At 62.1% G+C, this 17,532-nt stretch carries 10 protein-coding genes; 8 read left to right on the top strand and 2 right to left on the bottom strand.

The features are described from left to right. Window positions 1-103 precede the first annotated feature (103 nt). Both CKW37_RS14130 and ltrA read right to left on the bottom strand, forming a co-directional pair. Window positions 104-2,533: a penicillin-binding protein 1A gene (locus CKW37_RS14130; RefSeq protein ID WP_371864293.1), complete on the bottom strand. Its 2,430-nt coding sequence runs from the start codon at window positions 2,531-2,533 to the stop codon at window positions 104-106. 134 nt (window positions 2,534-2,667) lie between these two features. After that, entirely contained in the window at window positions 2,668-4,374 is a 1,707-nt protein-coding gene (gene ltrA / locus CKW37_RS14125; protein WP_095156325.1) for a group II intron reverse transcriptase/maturase, read from the bottom strand. 1,333 nt (window positions 4,375-5,707) lie between these two features. On the opposite strand from ltrA, the gene pilM reads away from it, so the two are divergent. The 8 genes from pilM (at window position 5,708) to gltB (ending at window position 17,525) form a co-directional block, all read left to right on the top strand. After that, entirely contained in the window at window positions 5,708-6,616 is a 909-nt protein-coding gene (gene pilM, locus CKW37_RS14120; protein ID WP_095156324.1) for a type IV pilus biogenesis protein PilM, read from the top strand. Further along, the gene (locus CKW37_RS14115) at window positions 6,616-7,164 is read left to right on the top strand and encodes a PilN domain-containing protein (protein WP_095156323.1); all 549 of its coding nucleotides are present in this window, start codon (window positions 6,616-6,618) and stop codon (window positions 7,162-7,164) included. The genes pilM and CKW37_RS14115 overlap by 1 nt, the downstream gene beginning before the upstream one ends. Continuing rightward, entirely contained in the window at window positions 7,161-8,042 is an 882-nt protein-coding gene (gene pilO, locus CKW37_RS14110; RefSeq protein ID WP_095156322.1) for a type 4a pilus biogenesis protein PilO, read from the top strand. The genes CKW37_RS14115 and pilO overlap by 4 nt, the downstream gene beginning before the upstream one ends. A 20-nt stretch (window positions 8,043-8,062) precedes the next feature. After that, complete coding sequence (locus CKW37_RS14105; RefSeq protein WP_371864289.1) at window positions 8,063-9,331, top strand: type IV pilus secretin PilQ; 1,269 nt, start codon at window positions 8,063-8,065, stop codon at window positions 9,329-9,331. A 4-nt stretch (window positions 9,332-9,335) separates the two neighbouring features. Beyond that, window positions 9,336-9,854, top strand: coding sequence for a shikimate kinase AroK (gene aroK, locus CKW37_RS14100; RefSeq protein WP_095156321.1), 519 nt, complete (start codon window positions 9,336-9,338; stop codon window positions 9,852-9,854). 100 nt (window positions 9,855-9,954) lie between these two features. Continuing rightward, a complete protein-coding gene (aroB, locus tag CKW37_RS14095; RefSeq protein WP_095156320.1) occupies window positions 9,955-11,052 on the top strand; it encodes a 3-dehydroquinate synthase in 1,098 nt (365 codons plus the stop codon). 16 nt (window positions 11,053-11,068) lie between these two features. Further along, on the top strand, window positions 11,069-12,715 hold the full coding sequence (locus CKW37_RS14090; RefSeq protein WP_095156319.1) for an SPOR domain-containing protein: 1,647 nt from the start codon (window positions 11,069-11,071) through the stop codon (window positions 12,713-12,715). Window positions 12,716-13,079: 364 nt separating this feature from the next. Beyond that, window positions 13,080-17,525, top strand: a complete 4,446-nt coding sequence (gene gltB, locus CKW37_RS14085) for a glutamate synthase large subunit (protein WP_095156318.1) — start codon at window positions 13,080-13,082, stop codon at window positions 17,523-17,525. The last annotated feature ends 7 nt before the right edge of the window (window positions 17,526-17,532 follow it).

Raw genomic sequence — 17,532 nt, 5'->3', positions numbered from 1 at the left:
GTCGGGGCTTTTTTGTTGGGCAAACATGGTGGTTTGGCGCGGAACCTGTGAGCGGCTGTTAGCCGCGAAGGGCCGCTACAGAATTGTGAGCGGCCAGCTTCAGTCAGAACAGATCCATCGGCGCCGCTTCATCCGCTGGCAGCGGGCTGCCCGGTGCGCTGCCATTGCCCAGCTCGTTGACCGAAGGCGGAGTGTCCTCGGCCTTGAACAGTTCGAAGTAGGCATTCGGCGTCCCCGGCGTTGCCGCGCGGCCACTGACCGGATCGACGCGCAGGCTGAGGATGCCTTCCGGCTCTGGCAGCCGGTGCTCGGGCTTGCCCTTGAGCGCGGGGCCCATGAAGCTCATCCAGATCGGCAGCGACACTGTGCCGCCATACTCGCGACGGCCCAGGGTTTCAGGCTGGTCAAAGCCGGTCCAGACCGTCGTGACGTAGTCGGCGTTGTACCCGGAGAACCAGGCGTCCTTGGATTCGTTGGTGGTCCCGGTCTTGCCGGCCAGGTCGTTGCGGCCCAGTGCCATGGCGCGACGCCCGGTGCCGCGCTTGATGACGTCCTCCAGCATGCTGGTGAGGATGTAGCTGGTACGCCCGTCGATGATCCGCTCTGCGGTCAGCGGCACCTGTGGCTGCGTGGAAGGCGCTGCCGTGGCATCGGTAGTGATCGCCTGCACTTGCGGCGCGGCAATACCGGCCTGGTCTTCCTGCCCCGACGGAACCCGCGCCGGATTGGCGGTAAACAGGGTTTCGCCGTTACGGCTGTCGATACGATCGATCAGGTACGGACTGATCTTGAAGCCGCCGTTGGCGAAAGCACTCCAACCGGTGGCGATTTCCATCGGCGTCAAGGTCGCGGTGCCCAGAGCCAGGGACAGGTTGCGCGGCAGGTCCTGCTTGTTGAAACCGAACTTGGCGATGTAGTCGATGGTCTTGTCGACGCCCATGCTTTGCAGCAGGCGGATCGACACCAGGTTGCGCGACTTGTACAGCGCCTCGCGCATGCGGATCGGGCCGAGGAAGGTGTTGGTGTCGTTCTTCGGACGCCAGACTTTGTCCAGGTACTCGTCGACGAACACGATCGGTGCGTCGTTCACCAGGCTGGCGGCGGTGTAGCCGTTATCCAGTGCCGCGCTATAGACGAATGGCTTGAAGCTGGAGCCCGGCTGGCGCTTGGCCTGCATGGCGCGGTTGTAGTTGCTCTGCTCGAACGAGAAGCCGCCGACCAGTGCGCGGATTGCTCCGTTGTTCGGGTCGAGGGTGACCAGCGCGCTCTGTGCGCCGGGCACCTGGCTGAAGGCCAGACTGCCGTCGTCCATCCGGCGGACCCGGATCAGGTCGCCGACCTGCGAAACATCGCTCGCCTGCTGCGGGCTGCGGCCCTGGCTATTGGTGTTGAGGAACGGGCGCGCCCATTTCATGGTGTCCCAGGCAACGGTGGCCTCGTCGCCGGACTTGGTCAGTACGCGCAGGCCAGTCTTGTCGACCTGGATCACGATGGCCGGCTCCAGGCCGCCCATGTTGCGCTGCTTGCCCAGTTCCTGCAGCCACGCGGCGCGGGTCTTGCCCGGCAGACGCGACTCGGGGCCGCGGTAGCCGTGGCGCTTGTCGTAGTCGGTGAGCCCGTCGAGTACGGCGTTGTTGGCGATGGCCTGCAGGTCGCTCGGCACCGTAGTGGTGACCCGGAAACCTTCGGTGTAGGCGTCGCTGCCGTAGCGGCCGACCATCTCGGCGCGGGCCATTTCGGCGATGTACGGTGCGTTCACTTCTGGCGTCGGCACGTGATAACTGGCGTTCAGCGGCTCGGCGAGGGCGGCCTGGTAGCTGGACTCGTCGATCTTGCCCAGCTTGTACATGCGTCCGAGGATCCAGTCGCGGCGCTCCTTGGCCCGGGCCGGGTTGGCCAGCGGGTTGAAGCGCGACGGCGCCTTGGGCAGGCCGGCGATCATTGCCATCTGCGCCAGGCTGATGTCGCGGATCGACTTGCCGTAATACACCTGCGCCGCGGCTTCGATGCCGTAGGCACGGTTGCCCAGGTAAATCTTGTTGACGTACAGCTCGAGGATTTCGTCCTTGGTCAGCTCCCGCTCGATCTGCAGGGCCAGGAGAATTTCGTTGGTCTTGCGCGAGAAACTGCGCTCGCTGGACAGGAAGAAGTTCTTCGCCACCTGCATGGTGATGGTGCTGCCGCCGGTCTGGATGTGCCCGGACTTGACCAACTGAGAGGCGGCACGCATCAGGCTGCTGGGGTCAACACCATAGTGATTGAGGAAATTGTCGTCCTCGGCTGACAGCAACGCCTGAATGAAGTGTGGGGGAATATCCGCGAAACGGATTGGAGAGCGGCGCATTTCGCCAAACTCGGCGATCAGCTTTCCGTCACTGCTGTACACCCTCAGGGGTATCTGCAACTGGATGCTTCGCAGCGCCTCGACCGAAGGGAGGCTGGGACTAAGATACAGAAACGCGCCACTCAGACCGAGTACGGCTGCGCAAATGACTGCGACGAAAGACCACCAGAAGAACTTCAGCAGGCGTATCAAGGCTTTGGGATGTCCAGTTGGAGTTTTGGGTTGAGCGCAGGGCCCGGCGGGCCAGAAAGTCGGGTGGGAGCCAGCCATTCCTGGCTGACTCCCCCCTAAGAACCGTACGTGCGCCTTTCAGCGCATACGGCTCAAGCCTTCACTAAGCTTCCGATGGAAGCCGGTTTGTTCACGTGCAGGCCACGAGTATGCAGTTGGTTGTGGCAGTTAGGGTGTAAGAGTATCCGATTGGCCAGTTCGTCTCCACCGCCGAGGGAGCGGTGGACGACGTGGTGGTCATGCCACCCTGTCTCCTTGGTTATCGGTTGCTTACACAGCAGACACAGTCCATTTTGGCTGGCAAAGAGGCTGCCGATTTGTTTCCGGTATTTGAGTTTGCTCAGCATCCGGTCCATCCGCAGTTTCTCGCCTTGAGCCTCCATGGCGGGATCGTAGGGGTTGTAATCCCCACTCACCTTTTTGTGTCGCTCGATCGGAGTACTCGTGAGCGAGTACAGCTCGACCTCCCTTTTGCCTCCGTCTGCATCTACCACTGTGGTGGCAAACACCCAGGTCCTGTCTCCTGAGGTTCGGAAATACTTCTTCCTTACCCAGTCGAGGGACTTGTTAGGGTGCCGCCTCTTCGCCCAACGCCAGAGTTTGATAAACACTCTGTGGTCCATTCGGCTGTAAGCCTGTTTCGCGACGACTGGCTGATGGTACAGCGCCCAGCCCCTCAGTTTCGGGTTGAGCAGTCGGATCAGATCCTCCTGCTTGACCGTCTTGTGAGAGTCGATTGCCTCTCTGATCTTGCTGTAGAACGCCTTGACGTTCTTCTTGTTCGGCTTGATCAGTAACGTTCCGTCGTACTTCCGGAAATTCCAGCCAAGGAAGTCAAAGCCTTCGTCGATGTGGGCGATGCGCGTTTTCTTGAGTGACAACCGTAGCCCGCGCGTTGCGAGGAACTGCTCTACCCAAGGTTTTACTTCATTCTCCAGAACCTCCGGAGAGGCCCCTGTGATCACGAAGTCGTCGGCGTATCGCACCACGTTCACCTTCAGCTTTTTCGCCCTTGTCACCCCCAAGTACTCCTTGAGGAGCCTTTCCAGACCATCCAGTGCCAGATTTGCCAGCGTCGGGGAGATGATCCCCCCTTGCGGCGTACCTGCATCCGTTGCGTGTAGCTGCCCTTTGTGGATGACCCCGGCCTTTAACCATTGCCGCAGCATCCGTGTTTCCGTTGGGGCATTCCTTAACAGCCAGTCGTGGTTGATGTTGTCGAAGAATCCTTCGATGTCTGCGTCCAATACCCAACAGGCCGAAGCCCGTTTGGATAGACATAAGAACAACTGCGCCATCGCATCCGCCGTGGAACGTTCGATCCTGAAACCGTAGCTATTCGGATCGCCTCGGGTTTCAGCGATGGGAGACAGAGCCAGCATGTACAGCGCTTGCATGGCTCTGTCCGTCATGGTCGGTATACCCAGTGGGCGTTCCCGTCCATCCGACTTCGGGATGTAGACTCGCCGTAGTGGCCGGGCCTTGTATCCCCGCGTCTTCAACTGACCAACCGCATTCCATTTTGCGTTGGGTGTATCCCAGAGTTGCTTATCGACTCCCGCCGTGCGGCTCCCCTGATTTTCCGTGACTCTCCGTACGGCCAAGTATCTGGCCGACTTCGAGCGGGTGAGCATCCGTTGCAGAGATTTGACTCTGCGCCATTTGCCTTCCCGACAAGCCTTCGCAATTCGCATCTGCATTCCCCGGACATTCCGCTGGGCTCGGCGCCAATCGACGTCGTGCCACTGTTGCGGAGTGCCGGAAAGCGCAGACTCACCTTGCTGGCTGAGCTCTTTCATGCTGCTTTCCTCTCAAAGTGAAACCACCCGAGCGGAAGGCGCACGTACCCCCTGAGGGGTGCATGCACCCCATCAGGGTAGGATTATCAAGGGCCAATGGAGCTAGGCCCTGAAGTTAATGAGACGGTCTCAGTCAGAGTTATTGCGGCGGAAGACCACGCAGAAGTCTGCCCGGTTTCCCGTGGGGTAATGTTCCAACCCCTATCCAAGCCATTACAGCCTGGCATTCGCTTTCTCTGCGATCCCATACCCGCACCGCCAACAGTGTTCCTTACGGTTCACCTGCCCAAGGGCAGCGATACGGGCTTACCACGTTCCCTATCTGTCACACGACTGGGTTAGGACCTGCCTTTTCACCGGCGATCATATGAGGCGACGTATCCCCAAGCGCCACGGAGATAACCGACCGCGTACCTTTTGGTTCAAGCCTAACAGCAGTTTTGGCTTGGTAATGCTTACGGTGTTTATTAGCAGTTCACGTATGTTGTCCATACCAGTCAGCCTAGCGCCTCAACCCGGTGCTGCTCCGAGTATCTACCGCTTCCCTCGCAGGAGAGCGGCACCCCTAGGAGGGGGGCTACATTGTCGGACGGGCTTCGAACACCACCATTACTAGTGATGCACGCCGTCGTAGGCTACCGTTGGTCGCACAACGAGTCCGCTGCCATCCTGTATTAGCGATGGTTGGACAATGACAGACAGAGCTTTCGCTCATGTCTCCGTTTGGAAGAAGTGGGGACCGTTGTGGCGGCTCACTTAGGTTGGGTTACTCCTGTTTTGAGGCAGGAGAAACCCCAGCGGGGATTTCTCCCGCGAGGGTTGAAGCCGCAAGGGCTTGAGTTAGTGTCGTGGAGGTGACCGTTTGAAGCGTTTCTTGACCTCTGACCAGTTGGCCCACGTTGCCAGCCCTAAGCAAAAGATTAGGAGGCTAGTGAGGCAAATGATGCCGAATGTGTCCTGACTCATTTCGTACATATCACTTTCCGACGAATGGCACTCCAAGACCGATAAAATCGGTCCGCAGTCGCGCTTCCGAGTGCTCAGCGACCTAGGGGTTTTGCCACCGCCGCTGCGGCAAGTCCTTTAAGGCGAGGGACTTCTGGGCGGGTTTTGGTTCAAGGGGATGGATACCCAAGTATTTGATTCCTTTGGGAATCTCTCAAGCTGACCCTACAGCTTGGGACGGGAGACACGTTACACGTGTCGCACAACGCTGGGCATTATAAGCAATTTTCACTTCCCCGCGTGATTTGCACCGGGAGTCAGGAGGGTGCCAGTGGCGTCTTCCTGATCCTGGACGCTCTCGCTTTTTCGATGGAAATGAGGAAACAGGATGTTTGGACGCTCAGGCTGGGATGCCGGTTCACTGCTGGGGGTGGAAATCGCCTCTTGCGCTGTCAGGGTGCTGCAACTGGAACGCCGGGAGGAGGGGCTTCGCGTACGAGGCTGGGCGGTCGAGCCACTTTCGCGCGGTGCCGTGGTGGACGGCCGGGTGATTGATCATGAGGCAGTCGCCGCGGCCTTGATGCGCGCCTTTGCGCGCAGCGGCGCGAGTCGTCGCGAAGTTGCGCTGGCGGTGCCGGCCTCGGTGGTGATCCAGCATGCTGTGGCAATGCCGTCGGAGCTCGATGACGATGAAATCGACGAACGGCTGCGTGACGAGGCCGAGCAATTCATTCCCTTCGCGGTGGAAGAGGCCGCGCTCGATTACCAGGTATCTGCCGGTGCCCCGGGCTTCCTGAGCGTGGCCTTCACGGCTTGTCGCCAGGAGTGGCTGGACGGCATGGAAGCGGTCATGGACCTGGCCGGCTTGCGGGCGCGGATCGTCGACATCGACAGCCATGCCTGGCAGCGGGTGTTGAGCCGCCAGCCGACGGGACTGGCGGCGGTGCTGCAACTGGAGGCGGATGGCTGGGTGTTCCAGGCATTCACCAAGGAAGGCACGCCGTCGTTCAGCGAGCGCCATGTGCCGCTTGAGCCGCAACTGGAGAGGTTGGTCGAGTTTGTCGACTTGTGCCTGCTGCGTGAGCCGGGTGCGATGCCGGACCAGCTCTGGCTCGCGGGTGCGCGTGCTGACTGGGATGGGCTGGCCGGGCAATTGCGGCAGCGCCTCGGTGTGGTGACGCAACCGTTTGACCCACTGGCGACGTTGCTTGAGCCACAGCAGGGGGCCGCCGATCTGCGTCAGGCAGCGCCGATGCTGGGTGTGGCCTGCGGGCTGGCGCTGCGAGGATACGCCTGATGCACGCGGTCAATTTGTTGCCCTGGCGGGAATGGCGCCGTCAGCGGGCGATCCGCACCTTTCAATACGGGTTGCTGGCGGCGGCGCTGCTGGGCGGACTGCTGATGGTTGTCGTCTTCGGACTGCTCGATCAGCGACTGAGCGCGCAATTGAAGGAAAACAGCCGCCTGGATGAACAGACTGCCGCGCTTGATGGCCCCGTGGCTGAGGTCGAAGGCTTGGTAGTCCGGCGTGACGCCCTTGCTGAGCAGCGCAACGAACTACAGGCGTTGCGGCGCCAAGGCCAATCCGGGGCCGAACTGCTGAACCACCTGACGCGGATCGTGCCGGCACAGGTCCGGCTCGATGGGCTGCAACTGGCCGGTGATGAACTGAGGCTGTCCGGGCTGGCCCGCTCGGGCACTGACGTCGCGCACCTGCTGCGCAACCTGGGGCAATCACCTGGCTTGAGTGCTCCGGACCTCCAGGAGGTGAAGTCGTCCAGCCAGGGCGAGCGCTTTCAGATAGTGGTCAGCATGCGCCCGGCCGCGGCTGTAGAACCGTCATGAGCGTGTCGCTGAGTACTGGGCCGGTATGGTCGAGGCTGGTGAAGTACTCCTGGCCAGTGAAGGCGCTGCTGATGGGCGGCTGCCTGTTGATCATTCCGCTGGCGGGCTTCGTCATTTATGGGCGTGGTCTGGTTGAGCGCATTGAGCAGGCCGAAGTTAGCCACAGTCAGTCGCAGTCCCACTGGGAAGGCCGATCCGCACTGGCGGCACGCCTGGAAACGCATCAGCAGCAGGTGCGGCAACTGGAGGCGGAACTGGCGGGTGATCGGCGCGAGTTGTTCGATGACGACGGCTTGGCGAGCCTGCTGCAAAACCTGGCGCGCCTGGGTGTGGGGCTGACGTTCGAGCAGGTGACGGTCGAGGACGCCAGGACACGGGAGCACCACGTCGAACTTCCTATCCAGGTGCAGGCCACGGGGGACTACTCGGCGTTACAGGGGTTTCTCTCGGGGCTTGCCGGGCTTGGTCGGCTGGTCGCGCTGCAGGAGTTGCATCTGGCGGCACCTGATGACCGTCCCTCCGGGCCGCTGCTTGTGCAACTGCGCCTTCAGGCTTACCGCGCTGCGCTGGTTGATACCTTGCCTGGGGTGTCGATGCTTCAGTCTGCGGAGCCTCGTGATCCATTCACGGCCGCTGAGCCGTTGGCGAGCGAGGCCGCGCCTTTGGCGGGGGTGACGATGGTCGGGCATCTGCGTGGCCAGCAAGGGCAGGTGGCGTTGGTCCGGGTCGGTGAGGTGCTTTATCCGCTGCGCGAGGGTGATCTGCTGGGGCCGGAACGGGTAGCGAGTATTGATGAGGGGCGGATCGAGTTGATCGCGCCGGAAGCGGCTGGGCCGATCCCGCGCGTACTGCGCCTGGGATCGGTGGCCGAGGGATGATTAGCGTGAAAGGAGACGGAATGAACAGGATGTTCAGGTCCTTGGGGTTATGCGTGCTGGTGCTGTTTTCGCCCCTTGTCGGCGCGGTATCTGCGCCTGGAGGTCACAGCGGCAAGCCGCTTTCGCTGAATTTCCAGGATGTCGAGGTGCGTGCGGTGTTGCAGGTGCTGGCTGACTTCACCGGGGTCAATCTGGTGGTCAGCGACGCGGTGCAAGGCTCTGTGACCCTGCGCTTGCAGGACGTGCCATGGGATCAGGCGCTCGATACGGTGCTGCGCAGCAAGGGGCTCGGCAAGCGCTTGGAGGGCAACGTGCTGATGGTGGCGCCGCTGGCGGAGTTGAACAATGCGGGGCTGCCATCATCCGGGTTGCGGGAGCAGGCCCTGCTGCAGGTCAATCACGCCCGGGCCACGGATATTGCCGCGTTATTCCAGCCGCTGTTGCAGGACAGCCCGGACGAAGCGCCCTGGGGTGCAATCAGCGTCGATGAGCGCACCAATATGCTGATCACCAGTCAGAGTCCGGAGCGGCTGGAAATCCTGCGACAGTTGCTTGGGCAACTGGATGTTCCGGTCCGTCAGATCATGATCGAAGCCCGTATCGTCGAGGCGAATGTCGACTACGAGCGAGGGTTGGGCGTGCGCTGGGGCGGCTCGCTGGCGGGCGGCAGGTTGAAAGCCGTGGGGGCTGAGGCGCCAACCTTCGTCGATCTGGGGTTGGACAAGGCGACGTCAGGCATCGGCTTCGGCCTGGTGGGCGATGGCCGGCTGCTGGATCTGGAATTGAACGCCATGGAGAAGTCCGGAAACGGCGAAATCATCTCCCAGCCCAAGGTCATGACCGCCGACAAGGAAACCGCGCGGATTCTCAAGGGCAGCGAGGTGCCTTATCAGGAATCGGGGGCCAATGGCGCTACATCGACCACCTTTCGCGAGGCGTCGCTGTCGCTGGAAGTCACGCCGCAGATCATGCCCGGCGGGCGGGTGAGCATGCAGGTCAAGGTCACCAAGGACGAGCCGGACTACCTCAATCTTCAGGGCACGGTGCCGCCAATCCGCAAGAACGAGCTGAACGCGCGGGTGCAGATTGCTGATGGCCAGACCATCGTCATCGGTGGCGTGTACTCGACAACCAAAAGTAATGTGCAGGATAAGGTGCCATTTTTGGGCGATGTGCCGTATGTTGGGCGGCTGTTTCGTCGCTCCGCCATCATCGAGAAAAAATCCGAGCTGCTGGTCTTCCTGACTCCGCGTATCATGAATGACCAGGCGATTGCTGTGAGTCATTGATTCTGTGCGAAATTTGATACTTGTTGGGCCGATGGGTGCTGGCAAAAGCACCATCGGCCGCCTGCTGGCCAAAGAGCTACGCCTGCCATTCAAGGATTCCGATAAGGAAATTGAATTGCGCACGGGCGCCAATATCCCATGGATCTTCGACAAAGAAGGTGAGCCGGGTTTCCGTGACCGCGAGCAGGCCATGATCGCCGAGCTGTGCGCTGCCGACGGCGTCGTCCTGGCGACCGGTGGTGGCGCGGTAATGCGCGATGCCAACCGCAAGGCTTTGCACGATGGCGGCCGGGTGATCTACCTGCATGCTTCGGTGGAGCAACAGGTGGGACGTACCGCCCGCGATCGCAATCGCCCCTTGCTGCGTACCGCGAATCCCGAGGAAACCCTGCGAGCGTTGCTGACGATGCGCGACCCGCTGTATCGGGAGATCGCCGACCTGGTGGTCGAAACCGACGAGCGGCCACCACGCATGGTGGTGCTGGACATTCTTGAGCGCTTGCAGAAGTTGCCGCCCCGTTAGCGCATGACTATCCTCGGCGACCAGTCATGCCGTGACAGGGCAATCCGTTATCGCGCGGGCCGAATGTTCGAGCCCGCGCCTTTGTTCTTTGTGGGGACACATGCAGACACTTAAGGTCGAACTGGGCGAACGCAGCTACCCGATCTACATCGGTGGGGGCCTGCTGGATCAACCCGAACTGCTGGCACCGCATATCGCGGGTCGGCAGGTCGCCATCGTTTCCAACGAGACCGTCGCGCCGCTGTACCTCGAACGCCTGAGCCGTACCCTTGGCGCTTACTCGGTATTGCCGGTGGTGCTGCCGGACGGCGAGTCCTTCAAGAACTGGGAAACCCTGCAACTGATTTTCGACGCCCTGCTCACCGCACGGCATGATCGTCGTACCACTGTGGTCGCCCTCGGTGGCGGCGTTATCGGTGACATGGCCGGCTTCGCCGCCGCCTGCTACCAGCGTGGCGTGGACTTCATCCAGGTACCGACCACGCTGCTGTCCCAGGTCGACTCGTCCGTGGGCGGCAAGACCGGCATCAACCACCCGCTGGGCAAGAACATGGTCGGCGCCTTCTATCAGCCCAACGCGGTGCTGATCGATACCGACAGCCTGCGCACCTTGCCGGCGCGCGAGTTGTCTGCGGGGCTGGCCGAGGTGATCAAGTACGGGCTGATTTGCGACGAACCTTTCCTCGGCTGGCTCGAAGAGCATGTCGATGCCCTGCGCAACGTCGACGCTGTCGCCCTGACCGAAGCCATCCGCCGCTCCTGCGCCGCCAAGGCCGCCGTGGTCGGTGCCGATGAGCGTGAGACCGGAGTGCGCGCTACGCTGAACCTCGGCCACACCTTCGGTCACGCCATCGAGACGCACATGGGCTATGGTGTCTGGCTGCATGGCGAAGCAGTGGCAGCCGGTACTGTCATGGCCTTGGAGATGTCCATGCGCCTTGGCTGGATCAGTCAGCAGGAACGCGACCGTGGCATTCGCCTGCTGCAGCGCGCCGGATTGCCGGTGGTACCGCCGGAGGAAATGACGCCGGCGCAGTTCATGCAACACATGTCGGTGGACAAAAAAGTGCTCGATGGCCGTCTGCGTCTGGTTTTGCTGCGTCACATGGGCGAGGCCGTGGTAACCGACGACTATCCGCAAGAGATTCTTCAGGCCACGCTGGCGGCGGATTACCGCGCAATCGTGGCCCAGCTTTGAGGTTGATGAGAGTCCGATGACCAGTTTGCATGCCGACGAGGCCTTTCTCGGCCACTATCAGTTGAATCACGATCCCTTCGCCGCTCGCGTCCCCGGGTTCAAATTCTTCCCTGCCCAGCGCAAGCCGGTCCTGGGGCAACTGCACCACCTCGCCCGTTATAGCCAGTTGCTGCTGGTGGTGACCGGCCCGCAAGGCGCCGGCAAGACCTTGCTGCGTCAGGCCCTGGTGGCCAGCACCAACAAGCAGTCGGTGCAGAGCGTGGTGGTATCCGCGCGCAGCGCCAGCGATGCGGCCGGCGTTCTCGCCCAGGTGGCGCAGTCGCTGGGTGTGGCCAAGGCTGAAGTGCCGCTGATTCTCGCCCAGGTGGTGCAACTGGGCCTGACCGGCCAGGAAGTCTATTTGCTGGTCGACGATGCGGAACAACTTGGCGAGTCGGCACTCCAAGCGTTGCTGGAACTGGCGGCGGGCACCGCGGAAGGTCGCCCCCACGTGTTCCTGTTCGGCGAGCCGTCACTGATCGCCGGCCTGGAAGCGCTGGAAATCGAGGAAGAGCGTTTTCATGTCATCGAGCTGCAACCCTACACCGAAGACGAGACCCGGGAGTACCTGGAGCAACGTCTGGAAGGTGCGGGGCGTGGCATTGAGGTGTTCACCAGTGAGCAGGTCGTCGATATTCACCACAACTCCGACGGCTGGCCTGGGGTCATCAACCAGGTCGCCCGCGATACCTTGATCGAAGCCATGATCGCCAGCCGCTCGACGGCGAAGCGACCATCTGTGGGGTTCTCTATGCCGAAGAAACATGTGCTGGCGCTGTCTGCCGTAGTAGTGATCGCTGTCGGCGCCGCCGTGCTGATGCCGAAGAAAGGCGACCAGCCGAAGACCGGCGCACCCGCCGAGCAGGCGCAACTGCCGCTGGGGCAGGGGCAGCCGAGCAATGCACAGTCGAACAATGGCGGCCCGGCGATCGAGTTCGCTGGTTCGTCGCAGCCAATGCCACTGCCGCTGGTAGGCCAGTCGCAACCGGTAATGCGCGGCCCGCTGGCTGAAGCGGCCGGCATGAGTGAGGGCGAAGAATCCGGTCCTGCCGGCAACACCGCGCTGCAACCGCCGACGGTGACCACCATCGCCCCGCCTGCGGGCGCGGTAGCAGGCCCGGCGCCGACCCCGGCGCAGCCGATCCAGCCGTCTCAGACCATCGCCTCCGCACAGCCGGTTGCGCCTGCTCACCAGCCTGTCGCTCCAGCAGCCGCCAAGCCGGTTGCACCTGCGCCCAAGCCCGTGACTGAAGTGGCGACTGCCAAGCCTGCCGTTCCTGCCGTAAAACCTGCGGAAAAACCCGCCGCCAAGCCGGCTGCGGCACCTGCCGGCACGGCCGGTGGTGGCTGGTATGCCTCGCAAGCACCGGGCAACTACGTTGTGCAGATCCTCGGCACCAGCTCCGAAGCCACCGCCCAGGCCTACGTGAAAGCCGAGGGTGGCGACTATCGCTACTTCAAGAAAAACCTTCAGGGCAAGCCGCTCTACGTCGTGACCTACGGCAACTTCTCCAGCCGCGATGCAGCCCTCAATGCAATCAAGGCCTTGCCAGCCAAGGTCCAGGCTGGTAAACCTTGGCCTCGCACTGTCGCCAGCGTCCAACAAGACCTGTCGACCCGCTGAAATAGCTCGGTGGCACTACCCCCGCCACCTGCTGAGCGACTCCTGAACCCAAGTCAAGCCTGCTGCGTCGAACGCGGCAGGCTTTTCTGTCCCAGACTGCCGGCCACAAGCTCGTGTTGCAGTCCAGGCTGAAACGCTTCAGACTCGAGCATCGCCGTTACCACGGCATTCGCTTAAAAACATTCAAAAATGCGACATGGATTTTCGCTGATTCGTCAGCAAATTTGTGGGCGTCCCTGTCGCTGTGCAACAATGGCACCCGTATTGCCCCCGCAAAGCTGGCGTTCGTTCGGCGTGGATGGTAAGTGGTTGTATTAAAAAGAGATTTGCCTTTGTGAGAGGCGAACCTGGTGAGAATGTGTCTATGAAAACAGGTCTGTACCATCCCGAAGAATTCAAGGACAACTGTGGTTTTGGCCTGATCGCCCATATGACGGGCGAACCCAGCCACCACCTTTTGCAAACGGCTATTGAAGCCCTGACCTGCATGACCCACCGCGGTGGGATCAACGCCGACGGCAAGACCGGCGACGGTTGCGGTCTGCTGATGCAGAAGCCCGACGCGTTCCTGCGCGCAGTTGCCAAGGCGCAATTCGGCAACGAGCTGCCCAAGCAGTACGCCGTGGGCATGGTGTTCTTCAATCAGAACGACGCCAAAGCCGAAGCCGCGCGCGAAAACATGAACCGCGAGATCCTCGCTGCCGGCCTGCAACTGGTGGGCTGGCGCAAGGTCCCGATCGACACCAGCGTTCTCGGCCGCCTCGCCCTCGAGCGCTTGCCGCAGATCGAACAGGTGTTCGTCGGCGGTGAAGGCCTGAGCGATCAGGAATTCGCCATCAAGCTGTTCAGTGCCCGTCGCCGCTCTTCGGTCGCCAACGCCGAAGACACCGACCACTACATCTGCAGCTTTTCGCACAAGACCATCATTTATAAAGGCCTGATGATGCCGGCGGACCTCACCGCCTTCTATCCGGACCTCAGTGACGAGCGCCTGCAGACCGCGATCTGCGTGTTCCACCAGCGCTTCTCCACCAACACCCTGCCGAAGTGGCCGCTGGCGCAGCCCTTCCGCTTCCTCGCCCATAACGGCGAGATCAACACCATCACCGGTAACCGCAACTGGGCCCAGGCCCGTCGCACCAAGTTCGAGAACGAACTGATCCCGGATCTGGAAGAGCTGGGCCCGCTGGTCAACCGCGTGGGTTCCGACTCGTCCTCGATGGACAACATGCTCGAACTGATGGTCACCGGTGGTATCGACCTGTTCCGCGGCGTGCGGATGATCATTCCGCCAGCGTGGCAGAACGTCGAGACCATGGACGCCGACCTGCGCGCCTTCTACGAATACAACTCCATGCACATGGAGCCGTGGGACGGTCCTGCCGGCGTGGTGATGACCGAAGGTCGTCACGCGGTCTGCCTGCTCGACCGCAACGGCCTGCGGCCGGCGCGCTGGGTCACCACCAAGAACGGCTACATCACCCTGGCGTCGGAAATCGGCGTGTGGGACTACAAGCCTGAAGATGTCATCGCCAAGGGCCGTGTCGGCCCGGGCCAGATCTTTGCCGTGGACACCGAAACCGGCCAGATCCTCGACACCGACGCCATCGACAACCGCCTCAAGTCGCGCCATCCGTACAAGCGCTGGCTGCGCCAGAATGCCCTGCGCATTCAGGCCGACCTGAGCGACGACCAAGGCGCGGCGAGCTACGACACCGACCAGCTCAAGCAATACATGAAGATGTTCCAGGTCACCTTCGAAGAACGTGACCAAGTGCTGCGTCCGCTCGGCGAGCAGGGCCAGGAAGCCGTGGGTTCCATGGGCGACGACACGCCGATGGCGATCCTGTCGCAGCGCGTGCGTTCGACCTACGACTACTTCCGCCAGCAGTTCGCGCAGGTGACCAACCCGCCGATCGACCCGCTGCGTGAAGCCATCGTCATGTCGCTGGAGATCTGCCTCGGTGCCGAGCGCAATATCTTCCAGGAATCGCCCGAGCATGCGTCGCGGGTGATCCTCAGCTCGCCGGTCATCTCGCCGGCCAAGTGGCGTTCGCTGATGAACCTCGACCGCCCTGGCTTCGAGCGTCATGTCATCGACCTCAACTATGAAGAAAGCCTGGGTCTGGAAGCTGCGGTGCGCAACATCGCCGACCAGGCCGAAGAAGCCGTGCGCGCTGGCAAAACCCAACTGGTGCTGACCGACCGTCATATCGCACCGGGCAAGCTGCCGGCTCACGCCTCGCTTGCTGTGGGTGCCGTGCACCACCGCCTGACCGAAAAAGGCCTGCGTTGCGACAGCAACATCCTGGTGGAAACCGCCACTGCCCGTGACCCGCATCACTTCGCCGTGCTGCTCGGCTTCGGCGCCTCGGCGGTCTACCCGTACCTGGCCTACGAAGTGCTGGCCGACCTGATCCGCACCGGCGAAGTGCTGGGCGATCTGGACGAAGTCTTCAAGTACTACCGCAAAGGCATCTCCAAGGGCCTGCTGAAGATCCTGTCGAAGATGGGTATCTCCACCGTCGGCTCGTACCGCGGAGCACAGCTGTTCGAAGCGGTTGGTCTGTCGGAAGAAGTGGTTGGCCTGAGCTTCTGTGGCGTTGCCAGCCGCCTGAAAGGTGCGCGTTTCGTCGACATCGAGAACGAGCAGAAACTGCTCGCCGCCGAAGCCTGGAGCCCGCGCAAGCCGATCCAGCAGGGCGGTCTGCTGAAGTTCGTCCACGGCGGCGAATACCACGCCTACAACCCGGACGTGGTCAACACCCTGCAAGCCGCCGTGCAACAAGGCGACTACGAGAAGTTCAAGGAATACACCGCGCTGGTGGACAACCGTCCGGTGTCGATGATCCGCGACCTGCTCAAGGTGAAGACCGCCGACCAGGCGCTGGACCTGAGCGAAATCGAACCGCTGCAAGCGATCCTGCAACGCTTCGACTCCGCCGGCATCTCCCTGGGCGCGCTGTCGCCGGAAGCCCACGAAGCGCTGGCCGAGGCAATGAACCGCCTGGGCGCGCGTTCCAACTCCGGTGAGGGCGGCGAAGATCCGGCCCGCTACGGCACCATCCGCAGTTCGAAAATCAAACAGGTCGCCACCGGTCGTTTCGGTGTCACCCCCGAGTACCTGGTCAACGCCGAAGTGCTGCAGATCAAGGTTGCTCAAGGCGCCAAGCCGGGCGAGGGTGGTCAACTGCCAGGCGGCAAGGTCAACGGCCTGATCGCCAAGCTGCGCTACGCGGTTCCGGGCGTGACCCTGATTTCGCCTCCGCCGCACCATGACATCTACTCGATCGAAGACCTGTCGCAACTGATCTTCGACCTCAAGCAGGTCAACCCGCAGGCGCTGGTATCGGTCAAGCTGGTGGCGGAAGCCGGTGTCGGCACCATCGCCGCCGGTGTGGCCAAGGCCTACGCCGACCTCATCACCATCTCTGGTTATGACGGTGGTACCGGTGCGTCGCCGCTGACCTCGATCAAGTACGCTGGCGCCCCGTGGGAACTGGGCCTGGCCGAAACTCACCAGACCCTGCGCGGCAACGACTTGCGCGGCAAGGTCCGGGTACAGACCGATGGCGGCCTGAAAACCGGCCTCGACGTAATCAAGGCGGCCATCCTCGGCGCCGAGAGCTTCGGCTTCGGCACCGCGCCGATGATCGCCCTGGGCTGCAAATACCTGCGCATCTGCCACCTGAACAACTGCGCCACCGGCGTAGCGACCCAGAACGACAAGCTGCGCAAGGACCACTACATCGGTACCGTCGACATGGTGGTGAACTTCTTCACCTACATCGCCGAAGAAACCCGTGAGTGGCTGGCCCGCCTGGGCGTGCGCAGCCTCGGTGAGCTGATCGGCCGTACCGACCTGCTGGAAATGCTGCCGGGCGAAACCGAGAAGCAGAAACACCTCGACCTCAGCCCGCTGCTGGGCAGCCCGCACGTGTCGGCCGACAAGCCGCAGTTCTGCGGAGTTGACCGCAACCCGCCGTTCGACAAGGGCCTGTTGGCCGAGAAGATGGTGCAGATGGCCCTTCCGGCGATCCGCGACCTGAGCGGCGGCGAATTCGACCTGGATATCTGCAACTGCGACCGTTCCATCGGCGCGCGGATTTCCGGTGAGATCGCCCGTCTGCACGGCAACCAGGGCATGGCCAAGGCACCGATCACCTTCCGCTTCAAGGGCACTGCTGGTCAGAGCTTCGGCGTGTGGAACGCCGGTGGCCTGAACATGCACCTGGAAGGTGACGCCAACGACTACGTCGGCAAAGGCATGACCGGTGGCAAGCTGACCATCGTGCCGCCTGCCGGCAGCCCGTTTGCCACCCAGGACAGCGCCATTATCGGCAACACCTGCCTGTACGGCGCCACTGGCGGCAAGCTGTTCGCCGCCGGTACCGCGGGCGAGCGTTTCGCCGTGCGCAACTCCGGTGCCCACACCATCGTCGAAGGCACCGGCGATCACTGCTGCGAATACATGACTGGTGGTTTTGTCTGCGTCCTGGGCAAGACCGGCTACAACTTCGGCTCCGGCATGACGGGCGGTTTCGCCTACGTACTGGACATGGACAACAGCTTCGTCGACAAGCTGAACCATGAGCTGGTGGAAATCCAGCGGATCACCGGCGAGGCGATGGAGGCTTACCGCAGCCATCTGCACCGCGTGCTGACCGAGTACGTCGAAGAAACCGGTAGCGAATGGGGCCGCGAGCTCTGGGAGAACCTGGACGACTACGTTCGTCGCTTCTGGCTGGTCAAGCCGAAGGCGGCAAACCTGAAGAACCTGCTCTCCAGCACTCGGGCCAACCCGCAATAAGCAGTTG

It is taken from the genome of Pseudomonas sp. Irchel 3E13 (assembly GCF_900187455.1).
GTDB lineage: Bacteria > Pseudomonadota > Gammaproteobacteria > Pseudomonadales > Pseudomonadaceae > Aquipseudomonas.
This window is presented reverse-complemented; position numbering and strand designations above follow the sequence as displayed.

What these genes read in the sequence shown, in the direction of transcription:
- gltB (WP_095156318.1), top strand. Translation starts at nt 13,080, where the DNA reads ATGAAAACAGGTCTGTACCATCCCGAAGAATTCAAGGACAACTGTGGT.
- ltrA (WP_095156325.1), bottom strand. Translation starts at nt 4,374, where the DNA reads ATGAAAGAGCTCAGCCAGCAAGGTGAGTCTGCGCTTTCCGGCACTCCG.
- aroB (WP_095156320.1), top strand. Translation starts at nt 9,955, where the DNA reads ATGCAGACACTTAAGGTCGAACTGGGCGAACGCAGCTACCCGATCTAC.
- CKW37_RS14115 (WP_095156323.1), top strand. Translation starts at nt 6,616, where the DNA reads ATGCACGCGGTCAATTTGTTGCCCTGGCGGGAATGGCGCCGTCAGCGG.
- pilM (WP_095156324.1), top strand. Translation starts at nt 5,708, where the DNA reads ATGTTTGGACGCTCAGGCTGGGATGCCGGTTCACTGCTGGGGGTGGAA.
- CKW37_RS14090 (WP_095156319.1), top strand. Translation starts at nt 11,069, where the DNA reads ATGACCAGTTTGCATGCCGACGAGGCCTTTCTCGGCCACTATCAGTTG.
- CKW37_RS14105 (WP_371864289.1), top strand. Translation starts at nt 8,063, where the DNA reads ATGAACAGGATGTTCAGGTCCTTGGGGTTATGCGTGCTGGTGCTGTTT.
- pilO (WP_095156322.1), top strand. Translation starts at nt 7,161, where the DNA reads ATGAGCGTGTCGCTGAGTACTGGGCCGGTATGGTCGAGGCTGGTGAAG.